Annotated in this window: 20 protein-coding genes and 1 tRNA gene; 18 read left to right on the forward strand and 3 right to left on the reverse strand. The window is 56.9% G+C overall.

All coding sequences use genetic code 11. From position 1 onward, the window contains the following. The first annotated feature begins 3 nt into the window (after positions 1–3). Positions 4–1113, forward strand: a complete 1110-nt coding sequence (gene motB, locus B3729_RS14835) for a flagellar motor protein MotB (RefSeq protein WP_074823347.1) — start codon at positions 4–6, stop codon at positions 1111–1113. 23 nt (positions 1114–1136) lie between these two features. On the opposite strand, the gene rsgA is transcribed toward motB, so the two are convergent. Next, positions 1137–2156, reverse strand: coding sequence for a small ribosomal subunit biogenesis GTPase RsgA (gene rsgA / locus B3729_RS14840; protein ID WP_286788259.1), 1020 nt, complete (start codon positions 2154–2156; stop codon positions 1137–1139). Positions 2157–2284: 128 nt separating this feature from the next. Here rsgA and B3729_RS14845 point away from each other — a divergent pair, with 128 nt between their 5' ends. Together B3729_RS14845 and orn are read left to right on the forward strand one after the other, a co-directional pair. Then, positions 2285–3055 carry a class I SAM-dependent methyltransferase gene (locus B3729_RS14845; RefSeq protein ID WP_122043580.1) on the forward strand — a complete coding sequence of 257 codons (771 nt, stop codon included), beginning with the start codon at positions 2285–2287 and terminating at the stop codon, positions 3053–3055. Positions 3056–3126: 71 nt separating this feature from the next. Continuing rightward, on the forward strand, positions 3127–3669 hold the full coding sequence (orn, locus tag B3729_RS14850) for an oligoribonuclease (RefSeq protein ID WP_010796914.1): 543 nt from the start codon (positions 3127–3129) through the stop codon (positions 3667–3669). On the opposite strand, the gene queG is transcribed toward orn, so the two are convergent. Next, entirely contained in the window at positions 3666–4730 is a 1065-nt protein-coding gene (queG, locus tag B3729_RS14855; RefSeq protein WP_286788260.1) for a tRNA epoxyqueuosine(34) reductase QueG, read from the reverse strand. The two genes, orn and queG, sit on opposite strands and share 4 nt — an antisense overlap. A gap of 58 nt (positions 4731–4788) precedes the next feature. On the opposite strand from queG, the gene B3729_RS14860 reads away from it, so the two are divergent. The 11 genes from B3729_RS14860 to B3729_RS14910 all read left to right on the forward strand — a co-directional run bounded on the left by B3729_RS14860 (position 4789) and on the right by B3729_RS14910 (position 17732). Beyond that, positions 4789–6276 (forward strand): NAD(P)H-hydrate dehydratase, encoded by a 1488-nt coding sequence (locus B3729_RS14860; RefSeq protein ID WP_286788261.1) that lies wholly within the window; start codon positions 4789–4791, stop codon positions 6274–6276. After that, the gene (tsaE, locus tag B3729_RS14865) at positions 6264–6752 is read left to right on the forward strand and encodes a tRNA (adenosine(37)-N6)-threonylcarbamoyltransferase complex ATPase subunit type 1 TsaE (RefSeq protein ID WP_286788262.1); all 489 of its coding nucleotides are present in this window, start codon (positions 6264–6266) and stop codon (positions 6750–6752) included. Before B3729_RS14860 ends, tsaE begins: the two co-directional genes overlap by 13 nt. A 5-nt stretch (positions 6753–6757) precedes the next feature. Beyond that, the gene (locus B3729_RS14870; RefSeq protein ID WP_286788263.1) at positions 6758–8035 is read left to right on the forward strand and encodes an N-acetylmuramoyl-L-alanine amidase; all 1278 of its coding nucleotides are present in this window, start codon (positions 6758–6760) and stop codon (positions 8033–8035) included. A 122-nt stretch (positions 8036–8157) separates the two neighbouring features. Further along, a complete protein-coding gene (gene mutL, locus B3729_RS14875; protein ID WP_286788264.1) occupies positions 8158–10122 on the forward strand; it encodes a DNA mismatch repair endonuclease MutL in 1965 nt (654 codons plus the stop codon). Positions 10123–10164: 42 nt separating this feature from the next. Then, positions 10165–11133 carry a tRNA (adenosine(37)-N6)-dimethylallyltransferase MiaA gene (gene miaA / locus B3729_RS14880; protein WP_286788265.1) on the forward strand — a complete coding sequence of 323 codons (969 nt, stop codon included), beginning with the start codon at positions 10165–10167 and terminating at the stop codon, positions 11131–11133. An 83-nt stretch (positions 11134–11216) separates the two neighbouring features. Continuing rightward, a complete protein-coding gene (gene hfq, locus B3729_RS14885; RefSeq protein WP_026003896.1) occupies positions 11217–11465 on the forward strand; it encodes an RNA chaperone Hfq in 249 nt (82 codons plus the stop codon). A 13-nt stretch (positions 11466–11478) separates the two neighbouring features. Beyond that, entirely contained in the window at positions 11479–12783 is a 1305-nt protein-coding gene (hflX, locus tag B3729_RS14890) for a ribosome rescue GTPase HflX (protein WP_122043569.1), read from the forward strand. Positions 12784–12882: 99 nt separating this feature from the next. Continuing rightward, on the forward strand, positions 12883–14073 hold the full coding sequence (gene hflK / locus B3729_RS14895; protein WP_010796923.1) for an FtsH protease activity modulator HflK: 1191 nt from the start codon (positions 12883–12885) through the stop codon (positions 14071–14073). Further along, entirely contained in the window at positions 14073–14942 is an 870-nt protein-coding gene (gene hflC, locus B3729_RS14900) for a protease modulator HflC (protein WP_010796924.1), read from the forward strand. Before hflK ends, hflC begins: the two co-directional genes overlap by 1 nt. A gap of 261 nt (positions 14943–15203) precedes the next feature. Beyond that, complete coding sequence (locus B3729_RS14905) at positions 15204–16391, forward strand: ATP phosphoribosyltransferase regulatory subunit (RefSeq protein WP_286788266.1); 1188 nt, start codon at positions 15204–15206, stop codon at positions 16389–16391. Between the two features lie 48 nt (positions 16392–16439). Further along, on the forward strand, positions 16440–17732 hold the full coding sequence (locus tag B3729_RS14910) for an adenylosuccinate synthase (protein ID WP_010796926.1): 1293 nt from the start codon (positions 16440–16442) through the stop codon (positions 17730–17732). 144 nt (positions 17733–17876) lie between these two features. Here B3729_RS14910 and B3729_RS14915 read toward each other — a convergent pair. Then, positions 17877–17963, reverse strand: a tRNA-Leu gene (locus B3729_RS14915). A gap of 205 nt (positions 17964–18168) precedes the next feature. Between B3729_RS14915 and rnr the strand changes: the two genes are divergently transcribed. The 4 genes from rnr to rpsF all read left to right on the forward strand — a co-directional run bounded on the left by rnr (position 18169) and on the right by rpsF (position 24722). After that, positions 18169–20835 (forward strand): ribonuclease R, encoded by a 2667-nt coding sequence (rnr, locus tag B3729_RS14920; RefSeq protein ID WP_286788267.1) that lies wholly within the window; start codon positions 18169–18171, stop codon positions 20833–20835. After that, positions 20832–21575, forward strand: coding sequence for a 23S rRNA (guanosine(2251)-2'-O)-methyltransferase RlmB (gene rlmB, locus B3729_RS14925; RefSeq protein WP_010796928.1), 744 nt, complete (start codon positions 20832–20834; stop codon positions 21573–21575). The genes rnr and rlmB overlap by 4 nt, the downstream gene beginning before the upstream one ends. Positions 21576–21611: 36 nt before the next feature. Beyond that, positions 21612–24128 carry a hybrid sensor histidine kinase/response regulator gene (locus B3729_RS14930; RefSeq protein WP_286788268.1) on the forward strand — a complete coding sequence of 839 codons (2517 nt, stop codon included), beginning with the start codon at positions 21612–21614 and terminating at the stop codon, positions 24126–24128. A gap of 171 nt (positions 24129–24299) precedes the next feature. After that, on the forward strand, positions 24300–24722 hold the full coding sequence (rpsF, locus tag B3729_RS14935) for a 30S ribosomal protein S6 (RefSeq protein WP_010796930.1): 423 nt from the start codon (positions 24300–24302) through the stop codon (positions 24720–24722). Positions 24723–24738 lie beyond the last annotated feature (16 nt).

The following is a 24738-nucleotide window of genomic DNA, read 5'->3' on the forward strand; positions in this document are numbered from 1 at the left end:
GTCATGGATAACAACCAGCCCATTATCATAAAGCGCGTCAAGAAAGTTGAAGGCGGGCACCATGGCGGCGCCTGGAAGATTGCCTTCGCCGACTTCATGACAGCCCTGATGGCGTTCTTCCTGGTGATGTGGCTGTTGATTTCGACCACTCCCGAGCAGCGGATCGCCATTTCAGGCTACTTTCAGGACCCGATCGGGTTTACGGAAAGCGGAAGTCCTTATGTGATCGACCTTGGCGGTACGCCAACACCGTCTCCCAATCAGACGCTGAACCCGACGATGGAAAATGACCCTAAGACGCCGGATTCACCTGATAGCACTGATGAGGAGCAGATCGACCAGACTACCAAGCCGAGCCCAGCCGATGCGGGCGGCATTGATGCTCAGCAGGCCGAGAACATCGCGGAGAAGATCGACAAGGAGCGCCTGCAACTGCTCCTACAGGAATTGCAGAACAAGATCAACGAGAACCCGGATCTGCAGCGTTTCAAGGACCAGATCCTGCTCGAGATCACTCAGGACGGCCTGCGTATCCAGATCGTCGATGCAGAAAACCGGCCGATGTTCGATTCGGGCAGTGCTGAACTGAAGATGTACTTCGAGAATATCCTGCTGGCCATGGCGGATACGATCAAGGAAGTTCCAAACAAGATCAGCATCAGCGGTCACACCGATGCCAAGCCGTTCGTAGGGAAGGGATACTACGGCAACTGGGAACTGTCGGCTGCTCGTGCCAATGCGGCCCGTCGAGCGCTGGTGGCAGGTAGTTACCCAGAGAACCAGGTGGCCCGTGTAGTAGGGTATGCCTCGTCGGCACTGTTCGATCGCAAGGACCCGCTCGATCCGGTCAACCGTCGTATCGACATTGTTGTTCTGACCAAGAAGGCTCAGAAGGCCATCGAGGGTGACAATGGCGGCCAAGCCGATACCCCGCCGGCCGCGACTCCGGACCAGGCTCCGGCAGGCAGTGACACGGGTGCCTCGACCGGTAACCCCGGCAGCGTGAAGGCTACGAGTAATCTGGCCAACCCGCTCAAGGGCATCGACCTGAAGAAGGAAATCAACGCCTTCGACGACGGTGCGCTGCAAATGAGCCCGCCGCCTAAGCCCTAGCGGTAAAGAGGGCCTGCCCGGACCTAGTACTCAGGTTCGGGCAGGCTGGCGATAATGTGACGGTAACTGGCCATGCGTTGAGGGTGAATTCGTCCCTCTTCCTGCGCCGCCAGAAAAGCACAGCCCGGCTCCCGGTCGTGCTTACAGTCACGGAAGCGGCAATGCCCGATAAGGTCGGCGAACTCGATAAAGCCGGCTTCCACATCCTGACGGCTTACATGACCCAGGCCGAACTCGCGGATACCGGGTGAGTCGATCAGATCGCCGCCGCCCGGGAAGTGGAACAGGCGGGCCGTGGTGGTCGTATGCGTTCCTTTGCCGGTTATCTCGGACAACGCCCCGACACGCGTGTCCACGCCCGGCAACAAGGCGTTTACCAGCGATGATTTGCCTACACCGGACTGCCCTACGAAAACACTGATGTGTCCATCGAGGGTCTCTTTCAGCTTGTCCAGGCTTAGGCCGTTCAACGCCGATACTTCGAGCAAGGGGTAGCCCAGGTTGTTGTAGATGCCCAGCAGGTTATCCATCCGCTCGGCATTACTTTCATCGATCAGATCAGCCTTGTTCAACAGTAGAATAGGCTGAATGCTGGCATGCTCGGCTGCGACCAGATAGCGGTCGATCAGGTTGCTGTGGGGCTCGGGAATCGGCGCAAATACAATGATCAATCGATCGACGTTGGCCGCAACTGGCTTCAGGACACCCCGCATGTCGGGACGACACAGCTCCGAAATTCGAGGCAGTTGGGCGACGATAACGCCAATGCCCTGATTACCCGTCCGCCAGACTACCCGGTCTCCCGTCACCAGAGCTGGCAGGTTGGCGCGCAAGTGGCAGCGCTGGAGCTGGCCGTCTTCGCCCTCCACCTCTACCTGTACACCAAAGTGGGCAATGATCCGACCCGTCAACTCCGGGCCCAGGTCGCCACCCTCAAGCTCTTCGATCAACCGGGACTCCCGACGCTCGGCGCGAGCCGCACGTTCGGTCTGAATCTTTTCAATACGCCAGCTTTGCCGGCGAGTGAGGTGGCGTTTGGCCATTAAGTAGCTCGATAAACCTGAAGTAAAGATAAAGTCTAACAGGCGGTTCGTCTGCCGGGGCAGAGATCGTCCAGCGGTCGGATCTTGGCTAGACTGCACAGCATTATCCGCTGTTATGACTTGGCCATATGCTCGACACCTTACGCCGCCGATATCCCGCTATCCTTGCATTACTGGTGCAGGTGCTTGCACTGCTTGTTACCTGGATTGTTCTACAGGTTGGTCTGGTTACGCTCCATTACCGCGCACCGTTGATCGGTGCGGCGTGCCTGCAAGGGGTCCTGGCCGCAGCGCTTGGGCAGTGGATGGGCCTGCACCGCTGGTGGCTCTTCATCAATCTGGCTTTCGTACCAGCCCTGGTTGCCTTCGCCGGTTATGCCATTCCCGGTTGGGTCTTTCTCGCAGGATTTTTCGTTATTCTGCTCTTGAACTGGAACAGCCTGACCGAACGGGTTCCGCTCTATCTGACCGGGCATGAGACACAGCGAAAGCTCAGTGAGCTGATAGCTGAACGATCAGACAAGGTGTCTTTCATCGACCTGGGAAGCGGTCTGGCCGGAACGCTCGTCTATCTGTCGCGTTTACACCCTAAGAGCCATTTTACGGGCGTCGAGACCGCGCCGATGAGTTTTCTGCTCTCCTGGCTGCGCTGCCTACCGCGGCGTAACTGTCGGATTCGTTATCAGAGCCTCTGGAAAGTCGATCTGGCTGAATACGATGTCGTCTACTGTTTTCTCTCGCCCGCCCCTATGCCTGACCTATGGAAAAAAGCGCAGGCCGAAATGCGTCCGGGTGCGCTGTTTATCAGCAACACGTTCGAGATTCCGGGTGTACCTCCCCGGCAGGTCATCGAGCTGAATGACTGGCGGCAGTCGAAAATTCTCATCTGGCAACGCTGACGGCGTGGCGCAAGGCCAGCCGAGCTGTATTTATTCCGCTAAACTGCCTGCATTGCTTAAGGAGTATTGCCATGCAGAATGACCAGAACCTGATCTGGATCGACCTCGAAATGACCGGCCTGGATCCGGATAACGATGTGATCATAGAAATGGCCACCATCGTGACGGACAGTGAGCTGAACACCTTGGCCGAAGGTCCGGTCATCGCGATTCATCAGCCGGACGAGATTCTGAACGGCATGGACGAGTGGAACACACGTCAGCACGGCCAGTCAGGCCTGACCCAGCGGGTCCGCGAAAGCACCATCAGCATGGCGGAGGCCGAGCGCCAGACCCTGGCCTTCCTCGAGCAGTGGGTGCCGGCGCGCAAGTCGCCCATTTGCGGAAACAGCATTTGCCAGGACCGTCGCTTTCTTTATCGGCACATGCCGCAGCTGGAAGCCTACTTCCACTATCGCAACCTGGATGTTTCAACCCTCAAGGAACTGGCGGCGCGGTGGGCACCTCATGTCCGTGATGGCGTGAAGAAGACCGGCAGTCATCTGGCGCTGGACGATATCCGTGACTCCATTGAGGAGCTGCGCTACTACCGCAAGCACTTCATCAAGGTCTAGGCATAGCCGTGACGCCCCAGCGCCCACTCCACATGTTCGCGCACAAGTGGAGATGGGTGTTGCTGGTGCGCCTTCAATGCTTCGACCACCGGAATGCTGGTAGGCGCGTTGCCCAGCGCCACCGCCAGGTTGCGCAGCCAGCGCTCGTAGCCTGCCCGGCGCAAGGACGAACCCTCCGTACGGCTTAGAAATTCGTCTTCCGTCCAACGAAATAGCGTCACCAGATCACTGTTGTCCAGGTTATGCCGTGGCTGGAAGTCCGGTTGCGCGGTGGGTTTGGCGAATCGGTTCCAGGGGCAGACAATCTGGCAGTCATCGCAGCCAAAGACCCGGTTGCCGATCAACGGGCGCAGTTCCTCGGGAATCGAGCCCTTGAACTCGATCGTCAGGTAGGAAATGCAGCGCCGCGCATCCAGTACATAGGGGGCAACGAACGCCTGTGTCGGACAGATATCCATGCAGGCGCTGCATCGGCCACAGTGATTGCTGGGATGAGGCTCATCGACAGGTAAGGGTAGGTCGGTAAAGAGTTCTCCCAGAAAGAAATAACTGCCTGCCTTGCGGTTGAGCACCAGCGTGTTCTTGCCGATCCAGCCCAGGCCGGCCTTTTCCGCCAGCGCTTTCTCAAGCACAGGGGCGCTGTCGACGAATGCACGGTAGCCGAACGGGCCAATCGTGGCTTGAATACGTTCGGCCAGCTGTTGCAGCCGTTTGCGGATCAGTTTGTGATAATCGCGGCCCAGGGCATAGCGAGAGATATAGGCGTGTGCAGGGTCCGCCAGTCGCTTCGCCATGTCGGTATCGCCCGGCAGATAATCCATGCGAAGCGAAACGATCCGTAGCGTGCCTGGCACCAGTTCGTCCGGGCGCGAACGTTTTTGTCCGTGTGCGGCCATATAGTCCATCTCGCCGTGATAGCCCGCGGCCAGCCAGCGCTCGAGGTACGCTTCGTGGTCGCCCAGCGCTACACCGGTAATGCCGGTCTGCTGAAAACCCAGCTCGCGACCCCATTCCTTGATGGAGGCTGCTAGCGTATCGAGATCGAGTGCGTAAGAAGACATGACGTGTTTAAGTTACTGACGAGAACCTATTTTGCCAGACCTTGGAGCTTGGTATCGCATGCACGACGAACTGCCGCTTTCCCTCTATAGCGCTGCGCAGGTACGAGCGCTCGACGCGCGTCTGATCGAATCGGGTACTTCCGGTTTCGAACTTATGCACCGTGCCGCGCGAGCCGCCTGGCGGTCCCTGCGTCAACGCTGGCCCGATGCCGGTGCACTGACTGTTTTTGCCGGGGGCGGTAATAATGGCGCAGACGGTTATCTAATCGCCTCGCTTGCTCAGCGGAGTGGCTGGCCGGTAAACGTGTATTACCTGAGCGACCCTGAAAAGCTCGAAGGCGATGCGGCCAAGGCATATATGGAGGCCAAGGGTACCGGTATCAACCCGGAGCCTTGGCGAGCGGGCGTAAAGCTGACAGGCGTTGTAGTGGACGCCATGCTGGGTACCGGCTTTTCCGGCGAAGTACGTGAGCCGTATGCCAAGGCCATCGAGCAGATCAATAGCTGCGACCTTCCGGTCGTGGCCGTCGATATTCCCTCGGGGCTCAACGCTGATACAGGCTTTGTCAGGGATCAAGCCGTCAAAGCCAATCTTACCATTACCTTCATCGGTCTCAAGCTTGGCCTGTTGACAGGCAATGGGCCGGACTACTGTGGCGATATCGAGTTTGCCGCCCTGGTCGAGGAACCACAGAACCCTGCCGATGCCATGGCGCAACGGCTGGCGCCCCGCAATCTGCCCAAGCTTAAGCCGCGTAAGCGCGGCTCGCACAAGGGCAACTTCGGCCATGTGTTGGTCATCGGAGGGGACGAAGGCACTGGCGGCGCTGCGCTCATGACCTCCGAGGCAGCGCTCCGCTGCGGCGCCGGCATGATTTCCCTGGCTACGCGACCTTCGAATGTGGCGCCTGTGCTGGCACGTCGACCTGAAGTGATGGTGGCAGGTGTCGAGTCCGCGGGTAAAGTCATTGCCCTGGCAGAAAAAGCCGATGTCCTGGCCGTCGGGCCTGGTCTGGGGCAGGGCGCCTGGAGCCGCAGTGTGATCAGCGTGGCGGCGTCCCGAGAAGTACCTCAGGTATGGGATGCCGATGCGCTCAACCTGCTGGCCAGCCAGGCGGTCACCAAGCCCAGGGGCGAGTGGATCATGACCCCTCACCCAGGTGAGGCTGCGCGCCTGTTGCGCAGCGATATTGCCACGATTCAGAGTCGACGCCCGGCCGCAGCCCGAAAGCTGGCGGAGCACTATGGCGCAGTGGTGTTGCTCAAAGGCCTCGGGACCCTTATTGCTGCACCGGATGGCCGCATGGCGCTTTGTGGGCGTGGTCACCCGGCGATGTCTACTGGTGGCGCAGGCGATGTGCTCACAGGCATTATTGCTGCCTTACTGGCACAACACCTCTCGGTGTTCGATGCTGCCTGCCTGGGCGCCTGGCTACATGGCCGTGCAGGAGAGCTGCTGGGACAGCATGGTCGAGGACTGGCTGCCAGTGATTTACCCGATACCGTTCGTCAGCTTTTAGAGAGTTACAATCCATGTCTGCAGTAACGCCTTCGTCCGAGACGATAACCCTGTTCGCGCCTGACGAGGACGCCATGACAGCCTTGGGCAGCACAATAGCCCTGGCCAGCGGCGGCCGTGGAACGCTTTATCTTCACGGAGACCTCGGAGCCGGCAAGACGACCTTGTCACGCGGCATCGTGCGGGGTCTAGGCCATACAGGTGCGGTCAAGAGCCCTACCTTTACGCTGGTCGAGCCGTACGAAATCGGTGAGATCCGGGTCTACCATTTCGATCTGTATCGTCTGGCTGATCCGGAAGAACTCGAGTTCATGGGAATCCGGGATTACTTCACCGGTGATGCCCTTTGTCTGATCGAATGGCCTGAGCGGGGCATGGGGCTTTTGCCAAAGCCAGACCTGGACATTACCATTACGCCGCATGCGGGCGGCCGTAACGTGCAGTTGGTTTTTCAAGGCTCACATGGTGATGCCTGGCGTGCCGCCCTATCCACAGGAGTTTGATGCAAATGGGGTGGGGGAAGCGTGTACGCCTGGGATGGGCAACGTTGGGAGTTATTTTGTGTTGTCTGGCCAGCCAAGTGTTGGCAGCGTCAGATATCAAGGATATGCGTGTCTGGCGTGCACCGGACAATACGCGCCTGGTATTCGATCTGTCAGGGCCGGTCAAAGCCAATGTCTTTACTCTGACGTCGCCCAACCGGATCGTCATTGATATCAGCGGAGCCAAACTGGCGACCAAGCTCAACGAGGCTCGCCTGAAGGGTACGCCGATTACCGGACTGCGCTCGGCCCAACGCTCAGCCGACGAGCTGCGCATGGTGCTCGATGTGTCTCAGCAGGTTACGCCCAAGAGCTTTACGCTTGCGCCTAATCAGCAGTACGGAAATCGTCTGGTAGTCGATCTGTTCGATCAGGGCGCGGACCTATCATCCGATATTCCCGCGACGCCTACGCCGGGTGAGCCATCTGCGCCGGTAACCCCTGCGCAGCCCAAGGTCACCGTGCCGGCTGGTCCCTCTGGCAAGCGCGACATCATTGTAGTGATCGACCCTGGTCATGGCGGTGAAGACCCTGGTGCAATTGCCAAGGGTGGCGGCCTTTATGAAAAGAACATCACGTTGGCCATCGGGCGAAAACTGCAAGCCCAGATCAACAGCATGAAGGGCTTCAAGGCCGAGCTGACTCGTACGGGTGACTATTACATCCCCTTGCGCAAGCGTACCGAGATAGCGCGTAAGAAAGGGGCTGATCTGTTTGTGTCCATTCATGCCGACGCAGCGCCCAACCGAACCGCCTCGGGTGTATCGGTATTTGCGCTTTCTCAGCGGGGCGCCACGTCTGAAACAGCGCGCTGGCTGGCAGATACTGAAAACAGCTCGGACCTTGTAGGCGGGGTGGGCAGTGCTCTGGACAACAAGGATCAGATGCTTGCCGGTGTTTTGCTGGATCTGTCCATGACCTCTACCATGTCCGCAAGTCTGGATGTCGGGCAGAAGGTTCTGGCCAACATCGGGCAACAGACCAAGCTCCTGCATAATCGCGTGGAGCAGGCTGCCTTCGTGGTGTTGAAATCGCCGGATATTCCTTCGATCCTGGTTGAAACCGGGTTCATCTCGAACCCGACCGAGTCCGTCAAGCTTGCAGCGGCCTCACATCAGGAATTGCTGGCACGGCAGATCCGCAGCGGTATTTCCACGTACTTCCAGAAGAGTCCGCCGCCAGGTACATACCTGGCCTGGCTGCGTGACCAAAAAGCACAGCAAGTGGCAACCGGCTCGCGCTAAAATAGCGAGATGCCTTCGCCATAGCGGCTCGAATCGGCCAGCTGCCACTGCCTCGGGCAGCGCGGCCGGTTTCGTTTTGGCACTGCTTTCCATTCGACTCTCAGACCAGCCTGGCTAATTCCATGACTGAACTTCGTCGTATTCAACTGCTCAGCCCACGTCTGGCCAACCAGATTGCCGCCGGCGAGGTGGTTGAGCGCCCGGCCTCGGTAGCCAAGGAACTGTTGGAAAACAGTCTGGATGCCGGGGCACGCCGTATCGACATCGATGTCGAGCAGGGCGGTGTCAAGCTGCTGCGAATCAGGGACGATGGTAGCGGTATTCCTTCTGACGACCTGCCTCTGGCGCTGGAGCGCCATGCGACCAGCAAGATTTATAACCTGGATGAACTTGAGCATGTCATTAGCCTGGGCTTTCGAGGAGAAGCGCTTGCCTCGATCAGCTCGGTCTCGCGCCTGACCCTTACATCACGCCACCAGGATGCCGATCAGGCGTGGCAGGTCGAGACCGAAGGGCGAGAAATGCACTCATCAGTCAAACCGGCCGCGCATCCGCAAGGCACCACGGTCGAAGTGCGCGACCTTTTCTTCAATACACCGGCGCGTCGTAAATTCTTGCGTTCGGAAAAAACCGAATTCGACCATCTGCAGGAGGTTATCAAGCGCCTGGCCCTGGCCCGCTTCGATGTAGGGTTCAATCTTCGCCACAACGGCAAGAGCATTCTAGCCCTGCGTGAGGCTACGGATGACCTTACCCAGGCCCGCCGTGTCGCGGCGGTCTGTGGGCCGAATTTTCTGGAGCAGGCCCTGCCTATTCAGAATGAACGCGGCGAGCTGCGCCTGTGGGGCTGGGTCGGCATGCCGACCTTCTCTCGCAGCCAGGCGGACCTGCAGTACTTCTATGTGAATGGTCGCATGGTGCGCGACAAGCTGGTCGCGCATGCTATCCGGCAGGCCTATCGTGATGTGCTCTATAACGGGCGGCACCCTGCATTCGTGTTGTTTCTCGAACTCGACCCAGGCGTGGTGGATGTGAACGTACATCCCACCAAGCATGAAGTTCGGTTCCGGGATACGCGGATGGTGCATGATTTCCTTTACGGCACCTTGCACCGTGCGCTGGCCGATGTGCGTCCGGACGATCAGGTGACGGCACCGGCATCGGCTGTTACCGTGCCGCCTCGCGCCACAGGCTCCGCTGCAGGGGAATTTGGTCCCCAAGGTGAGATGAGCCTGGCGGCGCATGCACTGGAAAGTAGCCAGCCTGCGCCTGCATCGTATCGCATCGAACCGGCCATGCCGGAAACATCGCCACGGCCAGTTGCTGGCGGTGGTTCTGGTGGAAGCTACGGCGGCTCCGGCAGCTATTCGCCCAAGCCGGCATACCCTACCCAGAGTGTGGCCGAGCTGCAGGGAGCCTACCAGACCTTTTTTGCTCCGTTGCCTTCTACAGTCAGTAGCACAGGAGCTGCGCCAGCTGCCTTGCCGGAAAGCCAGGGTGATATTCCTCCATTGGGCTATGCACTGGCTCAACTCAAGGGCATTTATATCCTGGCGGAAAATGCTCACGGTCTGGTGCTGGTCGACATGCACGCCGCCCATGAGCGTATTACCTATGAGCGTCTAAAGGTTGCCATGGCCAGCGAAGGCCTGCGTGGACAGCCACTTCTGGTGCCTGAGTCATTGGCGGTCAGCGAGCGGGAGGCCGATTGTGCAGAAGAGCATGCCCAATGGTTTTCCAAGCTGGGTTTTGAGCTGCAGCGGCTAGGGCCGGAAACCCTGGCTATCCGACAAATACCTGCGCTGCTGAAACAAGCCGAAGCAGGTGATCTGGTTCGAGATGTTCTAACAGATCTCTTAGAGTACGGCACGAGTGATCGTATCCAGGCGCATATCAACGAACTGCTGGGCACCATGGCCTGTCACGGCTCCGTCAGAGCCAACCGGCGTTTGACAGTGCCTGAAATGAACGCTTTGCTACGGGATATGGAGATCACCGAGCGAAGCGGCCAATGCAATCATGGTCGACCCACATGGACGCAGATGGGCCTTGATGATCTCGATAAATTATTCCTGCGTGGCAGGTAATCGATGTCGCATGACGCGGCGTCGACTTTCATGAGAGTTTCCATGTCTTTTCCACCTGCCATTTTTCTGATGGGACCTACAGCCTCCGGCAAGACCGATCTAGCCCTTGAGCTTGCCAAGGTTCTGCCGTGCGACTTGATCAGTGTCGACTCGGCGCTGGTGTATCGCGAGATGGATATCGGTACGGCCAAGCCCTCGAAAGCACTTCTGGAGGCTTTTCCCCATCGTCTGATCGACATCCGCGAGCCCAGCGAGACCTATTCGGCGGCTGATTTCTGTGCCGATGCCCGTCAGGCAATGGCAGACATCACGGCGGCAGGACGTATTCCTCTGCTGGTAGGCGGCACCATGCTGTATTTCAAGGCGCTCCTTGAGGGGTTAGCGGACATGCCCAGCGCCGATCCAACCATTCGTGCCGAAATCGAAGCCGTTGCGGCAGAGCAGGGGTGGGGTGAGGTTCATCGGCAACTGGCAGAGGTCGATCCTGAGTCAGCGGCGCGCATCCATCCCAATGACCCCCAGCGCCTGACCCGTGCACTGGAAGTCCATCGCGTCAGTGGAATGACGATGACCGAGCATCGGGAGCGTCAAAGACAAGGAAATGCAGATTCCGACGCGCCGCTTGTCGCACATTTCCCGTATACTGCCGTTCATCTGGCTATTGCTCCTCAAGAGCGTGCGCTATTGCATGCGCGAATAGCCCAGCGTTTCCGCCACATGCTGGAACAGGGCTTTGTCGATGAGGTCTCACGTCTACGGGCGCGAGGTGATTTGCAGCCTGAACTACCCTCCATGCGTGCCGTAGGCTACCGTCAAGTATGGGAGTATCTGGACGGCGGAATGAGTTACGACGAAATGACAGAGCGCGGCATTATCGCTACGCGTCAGCTGGCTAAACGGCAGCTTACCTGGCTACGCAGCTGGGGCCAGCTACAGTGGTTGGACAGTATGGCCCGTGACAATGTGTCGCGTGTCTTGAAAAGCCTTAAGGCGGTCTCCATATGCAGTTGAGTCTCAAGAAGAACCACGCCGGTGATGGCGAACCTTCTGACCTTGCAACAAACGAATCTTTTACCTTTGAGGAGAGCGGCACAATGTCAAAAGGGCATTCGCTACAAGACCCTTACCTGAATACTTTGCGTAAGGAACGCGTTCCAGTTTCCATTTACCTGGTCAATGGCATCAAGTTGCAAGGTCAGATCGAGTCCTTTGATCAGTTCGTCATCCTGTTGAAAAACACTGTCAGCCAGATGGTTTACAAGCACGCAATCTCAACGGTAGTTCCTAGTCGTCCTGTTCGTCTGCCTAGCAGTGATCAGCCGGCTGAACCCGGTAACATGTAAATAGGAGTCGCCTTTGTTCTTTGAACGCCCGGGTGGTGGTGAACGGGCCATTCTGGTCCATCTCGAAGGCCAAGATCCTGAATCCCGCGAGGATCCTCAGGAGTTCCAAGAACTTGCGCGCTCTGCTGGCGCTGACACGGTGGCGATGGTTACCGTGTCGCGACATCAGCCTTCTGCACGTTTTCTCATCGGTACCGGCAAGGTCGATGAACTTCATGACTTGGTGAAGGCCGATGAAGCCGAACTGGTCATCTTCAACCATACCCTTACGCCCAGTCAGGAGCGCAACCTCGAGCGCGCCCTGGAGTGCCGGGTGCTTGATCGTACTGGGTTGATTCTCGATATCTTTGCCCAGCGTGCTCGAACCCATGAAGGTAAGCTTCAGGTTGAGCTGGCACAGCTTGAGCACATGAGTACTCGTCTGGTGCGTGGCTGGACCCACCTTGAGCGACAAAAAGGTGGTATCGGTCTTCGAGGGCCGGGCGAAACACAGCTCGAGACGGACCGTCGCCTGTTGCGTGTTCGTATCCGTCAGATCAAACAGCGCCTTGAAAAGGTACGCAGTCAACGTGAGCAGGCCCGAAGAGGGCGGCGACGTGCCGAAGTTCCAGCGGTATCGCTTGTTGGCTATACCAACGCTGGCAAGTCTACGCTATTCAACACCCTGACCTCTTCCGAGGTCTATGCAGCGAATCAGTTGTTCGCGACGCTGGATCCTACATTGCGTCGTCTGGAACTGGCTGACCTGGGACCGGTGGTACTGGCTGATACTGTGGGTTTCATTCGACATCTGCCACACAAGCTGGTTGAGGCGTTTCGCGCCACGCTGGAAGAATCAAGCAACGCGGATCTGCTACTGCATGTGATCGACTCTCACGAAGAGGATCGCATGCTGCAAATCGAGCAGGTGAACGTCGTGCTGGAAGAGATCGGTGCTAACGAGATTCCCATGCTGGAGGTCTATAACAAGATCGACCTGCTTGAGAATGTCGAGCCGCACATCCAGCGCGACGAGGAAACTGGTCGTCCGATCAGAGTTTGGGCTTCTGCTCGGGAAAACCGGGGCTTGGAACTGATTCGTCAAGCTGTGGCCGAATTGTTGGGCGACGACCTGTTCGTAGGTAAATTGCGGCTGCCTCAGGCTATGGGACGTCTGCGTGCGCTATTGTTCAGTCAAGGTGCTGTACAGGAAGAATCGCATGACGAAGAAGGGTATACGGTGTTGTCAGTACGTTTGCCTCGTGCAGAACTTAATCGTCTCGTCAGTCGTGAAGGTTTCAAGCCGGATGACTTCGTGGCGCAACATACTTTGCAATAAAGCCTTTATCGACGTTTTTGGTCCGGGTGCCCGGCATCCGGTAGCATTGGTCGGCGCGCCAACCGGCGCGTTTTCGCTTTAGTCAGTAGGGAGAGCGCTATGGCTTGGAACGAGCCGGGTGGCAACTCAAATAATCAAGACCCCTGGGGCGATCGCCGTGGCGGTGGTAATGGTAATGGTGGCGGCCGTCAAGGTCCACCGGACTTGGATGAAGCGCTTCGTAAGCTGCAGAACAAGCTGAATCGCTTGTTTGGCGGTAAAAAGCGCCCGGATTCCAGCGGAGGTAACCGTCAGGCGGGCAGCAGTGCGGGTCTGATTTTAATTGGCTTGGCCTTGCTGTTTGGCTTGTGGCTATACAACGCTATTTATGTCGTTGACGAGCAGGAGCAAGCAGTTGTGCTGCGCTTCGGCAAGTATTACGAAACGGTAGGTCCTGGCCTGAATATTTATTTCCCCCCAATGGATCGCAAGTTCCAGGAAAACGTGACGCGTGAACGTGCGTATAGCAAGCAGGGGCAAATGCTGACTCAGGACGAGAATATCGTCGAGGTACCGCTGACCGTTCAGTACAAGATTACCGATTTGGAGTCTTTTGTATTAAACGTGGATCAGCCGGAACTCAGTCTTCAGCATGCTACTGATAGTGCTCTGCGTCATGTGGCTGGCTCTTCGACCATGGATCAGCTGCTGACATCTGGCCGTGAGCAGGTCGCAGGTGAGGTGCGTGAGCGCTTACAGCGTTTCCTGGATACCTACAAAACAGGTATTACGGTAACTCAGGTAAACATCCAAAGTGCTGCTGCACCTCGCGAGGTTCAGGAAGCATTTGATGATGTTATTCGTGCACGTGAAGACGAGCAGCGTGAGCGTAACCAAGCCGAAGCTTATGCTAACGGCGTGATTCCCGAGGCGCGTGGTCAGGCTCAGCGTTTGATTGAAGATGCCAATGGTTACCGTGAGGAGGTCATTGCACGCGCTCAGGGTGAAGCGGATCGCTTTAATAACTTGGTAGCCGAGTATGAGAAAGCACCTCAGGTAACGCGCGAGCGTCTGTATCTTGAGGCTATGCAAGATATGCTGAGCCAATCGAGCAAGGTTCTGATCACAGCACAGGGCGGTCAGAATAATATGCTCTATCTGCCGCTAGATAAGATGGTGCAAAACCGTCCTGCCGAATCGAGTGATTCATCGACCTCGCCTTCTTCAGGCAATAACAGCTCGAATAATCCTTCGCCATCGGTAAGGGCTTTGCCGCAGCTGCCTGAAGTACGGACAAGGGAGAGCCGCTGATGAGTAACAAGTCTATCGCCGCTCTGGTTGTAGTGGTCATTCTAGGACTATTTGCCTGGAGCAGCCTGTTTATCGTTCAGCAGACCGAACGTGCAGTTATGTTGCAGTTTGGTCGTGTAGTAGATGCTGACCTTAAGCCTGGTTTGCACTTCAAGCTGCCCTTTGTAAATAAGGTGCGTAAGTTCGATGCCCGTCTTATGACGCTAGACTCTCCAACACAGCGGTTTTTGACCTTGGAAAAGAAAGCTGTGATGGTTGATGCCTATGCCAAATGGCGTGTCTTTAATGCTGAGCGTTTCTATACGGCAACCTCAGGTATGAAGCAGATTGCCGATGAGCGTCTGATGCGTCGTTTAGAAGCCGGACTGCGTGATCAGTTTGGTAAGCGCACTTTGCATGAAGTGGTTTCTGGCGAGCGTGATGCCATGGTGGCCGAGTTAACAGGTTCACTTAACAAAATGGCTAATGCAGAGCTGGGCATCGAAGTATTGGATGTCCGAGTCAAGGCTATTGATCTGCCGAAAGAGGTGAGCCGTAGCGTCTATGAGCGTATGGGCACTGAGCGTGAGCGTGAAGCGCGTGAGCACCGTGCCAAGGGGCGTGAGCTGGCTGAAGGTATTCGTGCAGATGCGGATCGTCAGCGTCGCGTCATTCTGGCGGAAGCCTATCGCGAGGCAGAAGAAACACGAGGCGATGGTGATGCTCGTGCTGCTGCGATCTATGCCCAGGCTTATACAAAAAACCCTGAGTTCTACTCTTTTACGCGTAGCTTGCAGGCTTATCGCAACAGTTTCTCTAATAAGAGCGACATCTTAGTGATGGATCCGAAGAACGAGTTCTTCAAATACTTGGGTGATCCAACCCCGTAAAAAGGTTGGCGGGCGCTCGTCGCCCGCCGCTGACCTTTTTGTATTTCGTGGTATCATGAGTCAGCCGGGAACATCCCGGCTTTTTTGCGTCTGCATGAACCATTGCATGGCGGCGAGGTTGTATCACGGGGATGGCTTAGGCGATCTACCGTCGCTGCGCGCTTTGCTCGCTACTGTACCGTGCTCTGTGCGGCAGGTTTTGCCTGCGCGTGCATAAGGTCTTCATGACAGGCTGCTGCTCGCATGATGGAGAAAGGCTAAATGGCAACGGTAGACCGCTGGCTGCTGCCTGACGGAATTGAAGAAATCCTGCCTCCCGAGGCTGCCAGCATCGAGATCGCGCGTCGACGGGTGTTGGAGTTGTTTCAACAGTGGGGATACGAATTTGTCGTAACGCCCCATGTCGAGTTTCTGGAGTCGTTGCTGACGGCGGCGGGCCAGGATCTGGAGCTGCGCACCTTCAAGGTAACCGATCCGCTGTCGGGGCGCCTGATGGGATTCCGCGCCGATATCACACCCCAGGTCGCTCGAATGGATGCCCATGCGTTGCATAGGGAAGGCCCGAGTCGCCTGTGCTATGCCGGCAGTGTCCTGCATTCCCGTCCGCGCGCGCTGTCTACGTCGCGCAGTCCGATTCAGATCGGGGCTGAGTTATATGGTGCCAAGGACACGGCCGGTGATCTTGAAATCATCAGCCTGATGCTGGGTGTGCTTGAACTGGCTCAAATCCCGGATGTGCACATGGACCTTGGACATGTCGGAATCTATCGTGGTTTGTGCGAAGTGGCAGGCCTATCCGGCGCAGCAGAAGAGGCGCTTTTTGATGCGCTGCAGCGCAAGGCGGTAGATGAAGTTATTACCCTGACCCAAGAGCTTTCTGCGCCTTATGGCGACATGTTGCGTAGCCTGGTTGAGCTGTGCGGTGGGCGTCAGGCCCTGGAGGCTGCGCGTCAGCGCCTGGCGGAAGCGCCGCCTGCCGTTGTCTCTGCCCTGGAGGCGCTGTGCTCCCTGGCTGATACGTTAGCTCAACGGTTTCCAGATGTTCCGCTGTATTTTGATCTGGGCGAGCTGCGTGGGTATCACTATCACACCGGCGTTGTTTTCGCGGCGTTTGTCCCAGGTAGCGGTCAGGCTATTGCTCAAGGGGGGCGCTACGACAATATCGGCGCGAATTTTGGCCGGGCACGCCCGGCAACAGGCTTTTCTACCGATCTGAAAACATTGGTTATGCTGGGTCAGGCGGAAATGACCGAGCCGCTAACAGGTATCTGGGCACCTCATGGCGAGGATGCTCAGCTATGGAATGCGATTCGCCAGTTACGTTCAGGCGGTGAGCGCGTGGTGCAGGCGTTGCCTGGCCAGGCGGATTCGGATGCGCGCGAGTCGGGCTGTGACCGACAGCTGACGTGGCAGGATGGAAGTTGGCAGGTGGCGCCCCTGGCGTCGTGAGAGTTCGCCGGGTTAGCCGGCTCCAGAGATTCCTATAGGGGAAAGGTTATGGGTAAGAATGTCGTCGTCCTGGGCACCCAATGGGGTGATGAGGGCAAAGGCAAAATTGTCGATCTGTTGACTGATCAGGCGGCAGCGGTTGTTCGTTACCAAGGTGGCCACAATGCTGGGCATACATTGGTTATCGATGGTGAAAAAACCATTCTGCGATTGATTCCGTCCGGTATTTTGCGTGCCGACACGCAGTGCCTGATCGGTAACGGCGTGGTGCTGGCGCCGGACGCCTTGTTCAAGGAAGTTGCCGAGCTTGAGGCGAGAGGCGTTCCGGTTCGTGAGCGACTGCGTATCAGTTCGGCCTGCCAATTGATTCTGCCTTATCACGTGGCGCTTGATCAGGCGCGCGAAAAGGCCCGAGGTGATGCCAAGATCGGAACGACCGGTCGTGGAATCGGCCCGGCTTATGAAGACAAGATTGCCCGTCGCGGCTTGCGCGTAGGTGATCTGTTCCATCCTGAGCGCTTCGCTCAAAAGCTGCGTGAAGTGCTGGAGTATCATAACTTTGTGCTGCAGAACTTCTTCAACGAGCAGCCTGTTGATTTCCAGAAGACCTATGATGATGCAATGGAGCACGCCAAGGTACTCAAGCCGCTGATGTTGGATGTAGTGTCGCGTTTGCACGAGCTGCGTAGAGCCGGCGAGAACATCATGTTCGAAGGGGCTCAGGGTACGCTGCTGGATATCGATCACGGTACTTATCCATTTGTTACCAGTTCTAACACCACGGCAGGCGGTGTAGCGACGGGTTCTGGCGTAGGGCCTTTGTACCTGGATTACATCCTTGGAATCACCAAGGCCTATACCACGCGTGTAGGTTCCGGTCCGTTCCCAACGGAACTGTTTGACGAGACTGGCGCTTATCTGGCCAAGAAAGGTCATGAGTTTGGTTCGGTAACAGGTCGTCCGCGTCGTTGTGGTTGGTTCGATGCAGTCATCCTGCGTCGCTCTATCGAGGTAAACAGCATTTCTGGTCTATGCCTGACCAAGCTGGACGTTCTCGATGGTCTGGAAACCGTGCGTATCTGTGTAGGTTATCGTAATGCCGAAGGTGAGCTGACCGAAGCGCCGACCGATGCTGATAGCTATATCGGTTTGGAGCCTATCTATGAGGAAATGCCAGGCTGGTCCGAGTCTACCGTAGGTGCTCGCAGCATGGATGAGCTGCCTGCAAATGCGCGTGCTTATATTGCGCGTATTCAAGAGCTGGTTGGTGCGCCTATCGATATTATCTCGACAGGCCCTGACCGCAACGAAACGATTACGCTTCGTCATCCGTTTGCCTGATCTGATCGGGTAGATAGAAGGGAGGGTCGCTTAGGCGGCCCTTTTTTATAGGCGCCAGTAAAAGCAACTGAGAAGGGGAGGGAATTAAAAAGCATAACCCCAGAAACGACAAAACCGAGCTATTTAGCTCGGTTGTCTGTAAAGTGGTGCCCAGGAGAAGACTCGAACTTCCACGGTGTTGCCACCGCTAGGACCTGAACCTAGTGCGTCTACCAATTCCGCCACCTGGGCACTCTGCGATATGCGATGATCTCATCGTATTTCGCGTTAGCAACGTTGTTGCCGTTGCTGTGGCGCGAACTATACGAGGCTTTTTTAAACCTGTAAACCCTTGAAGTGGAAAATTTTTATTATTTTTCGAAGACTAACCTTTAAGGCATTTTCGAGCTTCAATATATAGAGAGCTCTTAACCAGACAAAAGGTAACTCTAAACTGATGGCCGATTGGCAATCCCTCGATCCCGAGGCCGCTAGAGAAGCGGAAAAATACGAAAACCCTGTTCCAAGTCGCGAGCTTATCCTGTCGCATCTGGCGCAGCGGGGCGGTCCTGCCTCGCGCACGCAGCTGATAGAAGAGTTCGGCTTGACGGAAGAGGATCAGTTTGAAGCATTGCGTCGTCGCCTTCGCGCCATGGAGCGGGACGGGCAGCTTCTTTATACGCGTCGCGGAGCTTACGCCCCCGTTGATAAGCTCGATCTTGTCTGTGGGCGAGTCAGCGGTCACCGTGACGGCTTTGGCTTTCTTATCCCGGACGACGGCAGTGATGACCTTTTCCTGAGCCCTGCGCAAATGCGGCTCGTGTTCGATGGTGACAAGGCGCTGGCGCGTGTGTCCGGTCTGGATCGTCGAGGCCGCCGTGAAGGTGCTCTGGTCGAAGTCGTACACCGTGCCCATGAGAGCGTGGTCGGCCGGTTCTTTGAAGAGAGCGGCATCGCGTATGTAGTGGCGGACAGCCCCAGGATCCAACAGCAGGTGCTGGTCCCCGCCGGCAAGCATGGCGGAGCGCAGCATGGGCAGTTTGTTCAGGTTCATATCACCGACTGGCCTACCACTCATCGCCAGGCTCAGGGCGAGGTGGTTGAGGTGCTGGGTGATTACCTCGCGCCGGGGATGGAAATCGAAGTGGCATTGCGCAGCTACGATATTCCCCATGAGTGGCCGGCCGATGTAGAGAAAGAGGCGGCCAAGCTCAAGCCTGAAGTCTCTGAGAAAGATAAGGAAAAGCGGGTCGATCTGCGCAACGTACCGTTCGTGACAATTGACGGTGAAGATGCGCGTGACTTTGATGACGCGGTCTATGCCGAGAAGAAAAAGTCCGGAGGCTGGCGGCTCTTCGTCGCGATTGCAGACGTGTCTCATTATGTGAAGGTCGGCTCTGCGCTAGACACCGAGGCCGCACGCCGGGGCAACTCGGTATATTTCCCGGGGCGCGTAGTGCCCATGCTGCCTGAGATATTGTCCAATGGGCTGTGCTCCCTGAACCCCTTGGTGGATCGCCTGGCCATGGTATGCGAGATGACCATCTCGGCTACGGGCAAGCTTACGGGCTATCAGTTCTACGAGGCGGTGATCCACTCCCATGCGCGCCTGACCTATACCCGGGTCAGTCAGTTACTGGAAACGCCGGAAAGCACTGAGGCGCAGCAGTTCCGTGAGCAGCTGCCGCAGCTGGTGCCGCATATCCAGGAACTGTATGCCTTATATAAGGTGCTCGTGATTACCCGGCAGGAGCGGGGTGCTATCGATTTCGAGACACAGGAGACGCGAATCGTCTTTGGTGCCGACAAGAAGATTTCGGAAATCCGGCCTACTCAGCGTAACGACGCCCACAAGCTGATCGAAGAATGCATGCTGTGCGCGAACGTAGCGACAGCCAAGTTTCTCGAGAAGCACAGCATTCCAGCCCTGTACCGGGTTCACGATGCGCCGCCGCTTGAGAAACAGACCAAGTTGCGGCAGTTCCTGGGTGAGATCGGCCTGACTTTGACGAAGGGCAAGGCTACACCGACGCCCAAAGACTACCAGGCGCTACTCAAAGCCGTTCATGACCGTCCCGATTACCGTCTGATCCAGACGGTAATGCTGCGCTCACTGAGCCAAGCGGTTTACAGCCCGGACAATGAGGGACATTTTGGTCTCAATTACGAAGCCTATACACACTTCACATCGCCCATTCGGCGTTATCCGGACCTATTGGTTCACCGTGCAATTCGCAGCGTCATTCGTTCCAAGCTTGAAACACGGCATGTGAAGCGTGCCGGCGCCGCTGCCATGCCCAAGTCGCGTATCTATCCGTATGATGAGGCGCAGCTGGATCAGCTGGGTGAGCAGTGCTCCATGACCGAACGCCGTGCCGACGAAGCTACGCGAGACGTTGCGAACTGGCTCAAGTGCGAGTACATGCGTGATCGGGTCGGCGAGACGTACCCGGGTGTCATCACCGCTGTGACGGGATTTGGCGTGTTTGTCGAGCTGAGCGATATCTACGTCGAGGGGCTTGTTCACGTCACGGCGCTGCCAAGCGACTATTATCATTTCGATGCCGTACACCATCGGCTTTCAGGTGAGCGTAGCGGGCGCAGTTATCGGCTGGGTGACTTGGTCGAAATCGTGGTGGCGCGTGTGGATCTGGATGAGCGCAAGATCGACTTCGAGCTGTCCGAGACGGCACAATCGGCTCCGGCAGGTCGTCGCCAGCGAGGCGATGCCAAGTCCTCAAGAGATAAGTCTCGAAAGCGCGAGAAAACCCAGGTACCTGCCCAGAATTCAGCAGTAGGGATCGAGGTCTCGCCTGAATTGCTCAAGCAGGCAGAAGTGTTGCTGGGCAATACGGATGTCAAGCGCAGTCGTGCAGTCAAGCGCGCCCTGCTGGATGAGGCCAAGACCGGTGGAGAAAAGCCCGCCAGGGCGCAACCTGCCAGACAGGAGGCCGCCCCGGCGCGCACGCCAGCAAAGAAAGGCAAAAAAGCAGACAGCGCTAAACCCGGCAAGCCAGCTAAATCGGCCAAGGCAACGAAGCCGAGCAAACATCGCAAGGGGCCTTCCAAGGCCAAGACACAGGCGGCTTCTGGTGAAGTCCGTAAACGTAAGGTCAAGTCATGAGTCAGTGGGAAATGGTCTATGGCATCCATGCCGTAGAAGCGTTGTTGCGTCATCATCCAAAGCGGGTGAAGCAACTATGGATAGCCGAAGGTCGTCAGGAACCGCGCATACAGGCAGTGGTCACATTGGCCGATGCTGCACGTGTGCCGGTGCAGACCCATAGCCGTCAATCGCTCGACGAGCAGGTGGACGGTGTGCATCAGGGGATCGTGGCGCATGTAAGTCCGAGCCAGATCTGGGGCGAGGCGATGCTTGAAGAACTTTTGGATAGAGCCGAAGGCCCGCCACTGCTTCTGATGCTGGATGGGGTGACGGATCCGCATAACCTGGGGGCCTGCCTGCGTACAGCCGACGCGGCAGGTGTTCAGGCGGTCATCATACCCAAGGACAAGTCAGCCAGTCTGAATGCTACGGTTCGTAAGGTAGCGTGTGGTGCCGCTGAGGTTATTCCATTGGTAGCGGTTACCAATCTGGCGCGTACGCTGGAAAAGCTCAAGAAGCGAGGGCTGTGGGTTGTGGGTACGGCAGGAGAAGCAGAGCAGGATGTCTATGATGTAGACATGACCGGGCCGACCGTTCTCGTCATGGGTGCAGAGGGCAAGGGAATGCGCCGATTGACACGTGAGCTGTGCGATTTTCTGGTGCGTTTGCCTATGTCCGGTAGTGTCAGCAGTTTGAACGTCTCCGTAGCGACAGGGGTTTGCCTGTTCGAAGCCGTTCGTCAACGTCGTTCTCGCTAGAGGGATCGGCTCGCCCGCTGAAAGTAGTTAGGTTACATGCTCGATTTTGAAAGCATTTTCAGGGCTTCGCCGAATTCGTATGTTCTGCTGAACAGCGCTTTGACCGTCGTGGACGCCAACGAGGCGTACCTAAGGGCCGTGGGGCGGCAGCGTCAGGAGTTGCTTGGGGTCCATTTGTTCGAGGCCTTTCCTGTCGATCCGTTGCAGGGCAATGTGCCATCGCAGCAGGCCCTGAAAGCTTCCATCGAGCGAGCTGTTACGCTCAGGCAGGAAGATGCCCTCCCTGTCATTCGTTACGCGATACCGCGTAGCAGTGCCAGGGGGGTAGTGTTTGAAGACCATGTCTGGAGTGTTACGCATACGCCACTCTTCGATGCTGAAGGTCGATTGCAGCATATCCTCCAGCACGCTACGGATATCAGTGAACTCCAGGCCATGCGTGCCGATGTAGTTCGTTCTCCCAGCCTGACATCGACGAACATTCAACTGGGGCAGCGACTGATCAATCGAGCGAAAGCCTTGCAGGATGAAGGGGCCCAGCTGAGACGGCTGTTTCAGCAGGCGCCGGGTTTCATCTGTGTCTTGAGCGGGCCTGACCATGTGTTTGAGCTGGCTAACGATGCGTTTCTGCACCTTGTAGCGCGAGGAGACGTTGTCGGTCATCCTCTTCGTACTGTCTTTCCCGAATTGGTAGAGCAAGGTGCTCTCAGGTTATTTGATGAGGCTCTGGTCTCTCTCAAAACGTTTTCCGGACGCGGCGTTCGCCTGGATATTCAACGTACCGCCTTGGGGCCTTCTAACGAAATCTATGTAGATTTCATCCTGCAGCCGATTATTGATAACGGGCAGGTGGCAGGGCTTTTTATCCAGGGTAACGATGTCACCCAGCAGAAGCGGGCGGAAACCGAGCTGGCCAATTACCGGCTGCACCTTGAAGATCTGGTGCAGGCGCGGACGCGCGAGCTCAAACGCAGTGAAGATGAGCGACAGGCCGCTATGGTTCAGGCGCAAAAGCTGGAAGCCGTTGCCAAACTGACGGGGGGCGTTGCCCATGATTTCAATAACGTCCTACAGATCATCGGAGGCAACCTGCAGTTGCTGAAAACCCGACTGGCAGGCGATGAGGTTGGCCAGCGTCGGCTACAGGCGGCCAATACAGCCGTAGAGCGGGGTGCAAGCCTTGCTTCTCAGCTCTTGTCCTTTGCGCGGCGGCAGCCCCTGCAGCCAATGTCAGTCGATACGAAGAGTCTCCTGGATGGCATGAGTGATTTGCTGCATCAGGCGTTGGGCGAGTCCATCACGCTGACTGTGCTTGCTGACCCTGATGTCTGGTCGATATTTGTCGATGCAGGTCAGCTGGAAAACGTGCTGGTCAGTCTGTTACTCAATGCCCGCGAAGCAATGGCTAATGAAGGGCATGTCACTGTTGAGCTACACAACGTGTTGCTTTCCCAGGACCAGTGGCAGGCCGCTGACGAGTTGATTCCAGGCGAGTACGTGCAGCTGATCATCACGGATACCGGGCGCGGAATGTCCGAAGAGGTCAAGGCGCAAGCCTTCGAGCCCTTTTTCTCGACCAAGCGTGAAGAGCATGGCACCGGGCTTGGCCTGTCCATGGTCTATGGTTTCGTGAAGCAGAGTGGCGGACATATCTTGATCAACAGTACCTTGGGCAAGGGAACATCGATCATTCTTTATCTGCCACGCTCGCTACCGAATACCGATACAGCCGATAGCTCTATGGTCTTGCCGTCGGTTGAGGAAGGTGGGAGCGAATGTATCCTTGTAGTGGAAGACGACCCCGATGTTCGTCACATCGTGGTGGATATGCTGAGTGAGCTAGGCTATGACGTGCTGGAAGCCGGTGATGGGCAGGCTGCCCTGACAATGCTTGAGCAGGGGGCGCCTGTAGATTTATTGTTTACAGACATTGTGATGCCGGGCCCGGTACGCAGCACCGAGCTGGCACGCAGAGCAGGGGCGCTCAGGCCTTCCTTGAAGGTACTGTTTACCTCGGGCTATACACAGGACGCTGTAATACAGGGTGGACGGCTCGAGGCAGGAGGCAACCTGCTCAGTAAACCCTATCGTCGGGATGAGTTAGCCCAAAAGGTGCGTATGATGCTCGGTATGCACAGACAGCACACCCCTACTACAGCTGTAACAGAAGAGGACATGGCGTTGGAGGAAACCGCAAGTAACAAGGTATTGAATATTCTGCTGGTCGAGGATGACCTGACGCTACGTAGCCTGACTAGCGAGGTGATGGAAGAGCTGGGCTATCAGGTTACGGCCGTGGCTTCTGCCGAAGAGGCACTGGACGCGCTGCAGAGCAGTACCTTTGATGTCCTTTTCACAGATATCGGGCTTGGAGGCATGTCAGGGCTGGACCTGAGCCGTCAGGCGCTCAAGCGTTATCCCGGATTGCATGTCGTAGTGGCTTCCGGTTATGCCTTTGACAAGGACGACGAACTCAAACACGTAAAGGCGCTGCTCAAGCCATACGATCTTTTCAAGATCCGGCAGCTGCTCGATGATCTGTCCGTCAGATAGTTGTACCGGCGAGCCGGTTAGCTCGTGATCTTCCTTGCGCCACCCGGTGCCCTTCTCTAGAATACCGCCCCTTGCCTGTAGCGGGCCTCCGCTTGCAGGCAAGTCAAAACGAAACATTCACTCCTTGTCTGACCGCATCATGTGGCAGGCTATAACCCGTAAGGAGCATTTATGCGTCATTACGAAGTTGTGTTTCTGGTTCATCCTGACCAGAGCGAACAGGTGGGCGGCATGGTTGAGCGCTACACCAAAGCGATTGAAGAAGACGGTGGCAAGGTTCATCGTCTGGAAGATTGGGGCCGTCGTCAGCTGGCTTACGCTATCGACAACGTGCACAAGGCTCACTATGTTCTGATGAACATTGAGTGCAGCGCCAAAGCACTGGCTGAACTGGAAGACAACTTCCGTTACAACGACGCCGTGATCCGTAACATGATCCTCCGTCGCGATGAAGCCGTTACCGGCCAGTCTGAAATGCTCAAGGCCGAAGAGAACCGTAGCGAGCGCCGTGAGCGTCGCGAGCGTCCTGCCGAGTCCGAGTCCGCCGATGGCAGCGACAATGCTGACGTCGATGGCGACGATAGCGCCGAGTAAGCCTGGATTATTGAGG

Origin of the sequence: Pseudomonas sp. UBA3149, from assembly GCF_002364655.1 — a bacterium.
GTDB lineage: Bacteria > Pseudomonadota > Gammaproteobacteria > Pseudomonadales > Pseudomonadaceae > Chryseomonas > Chryseomonas luteola.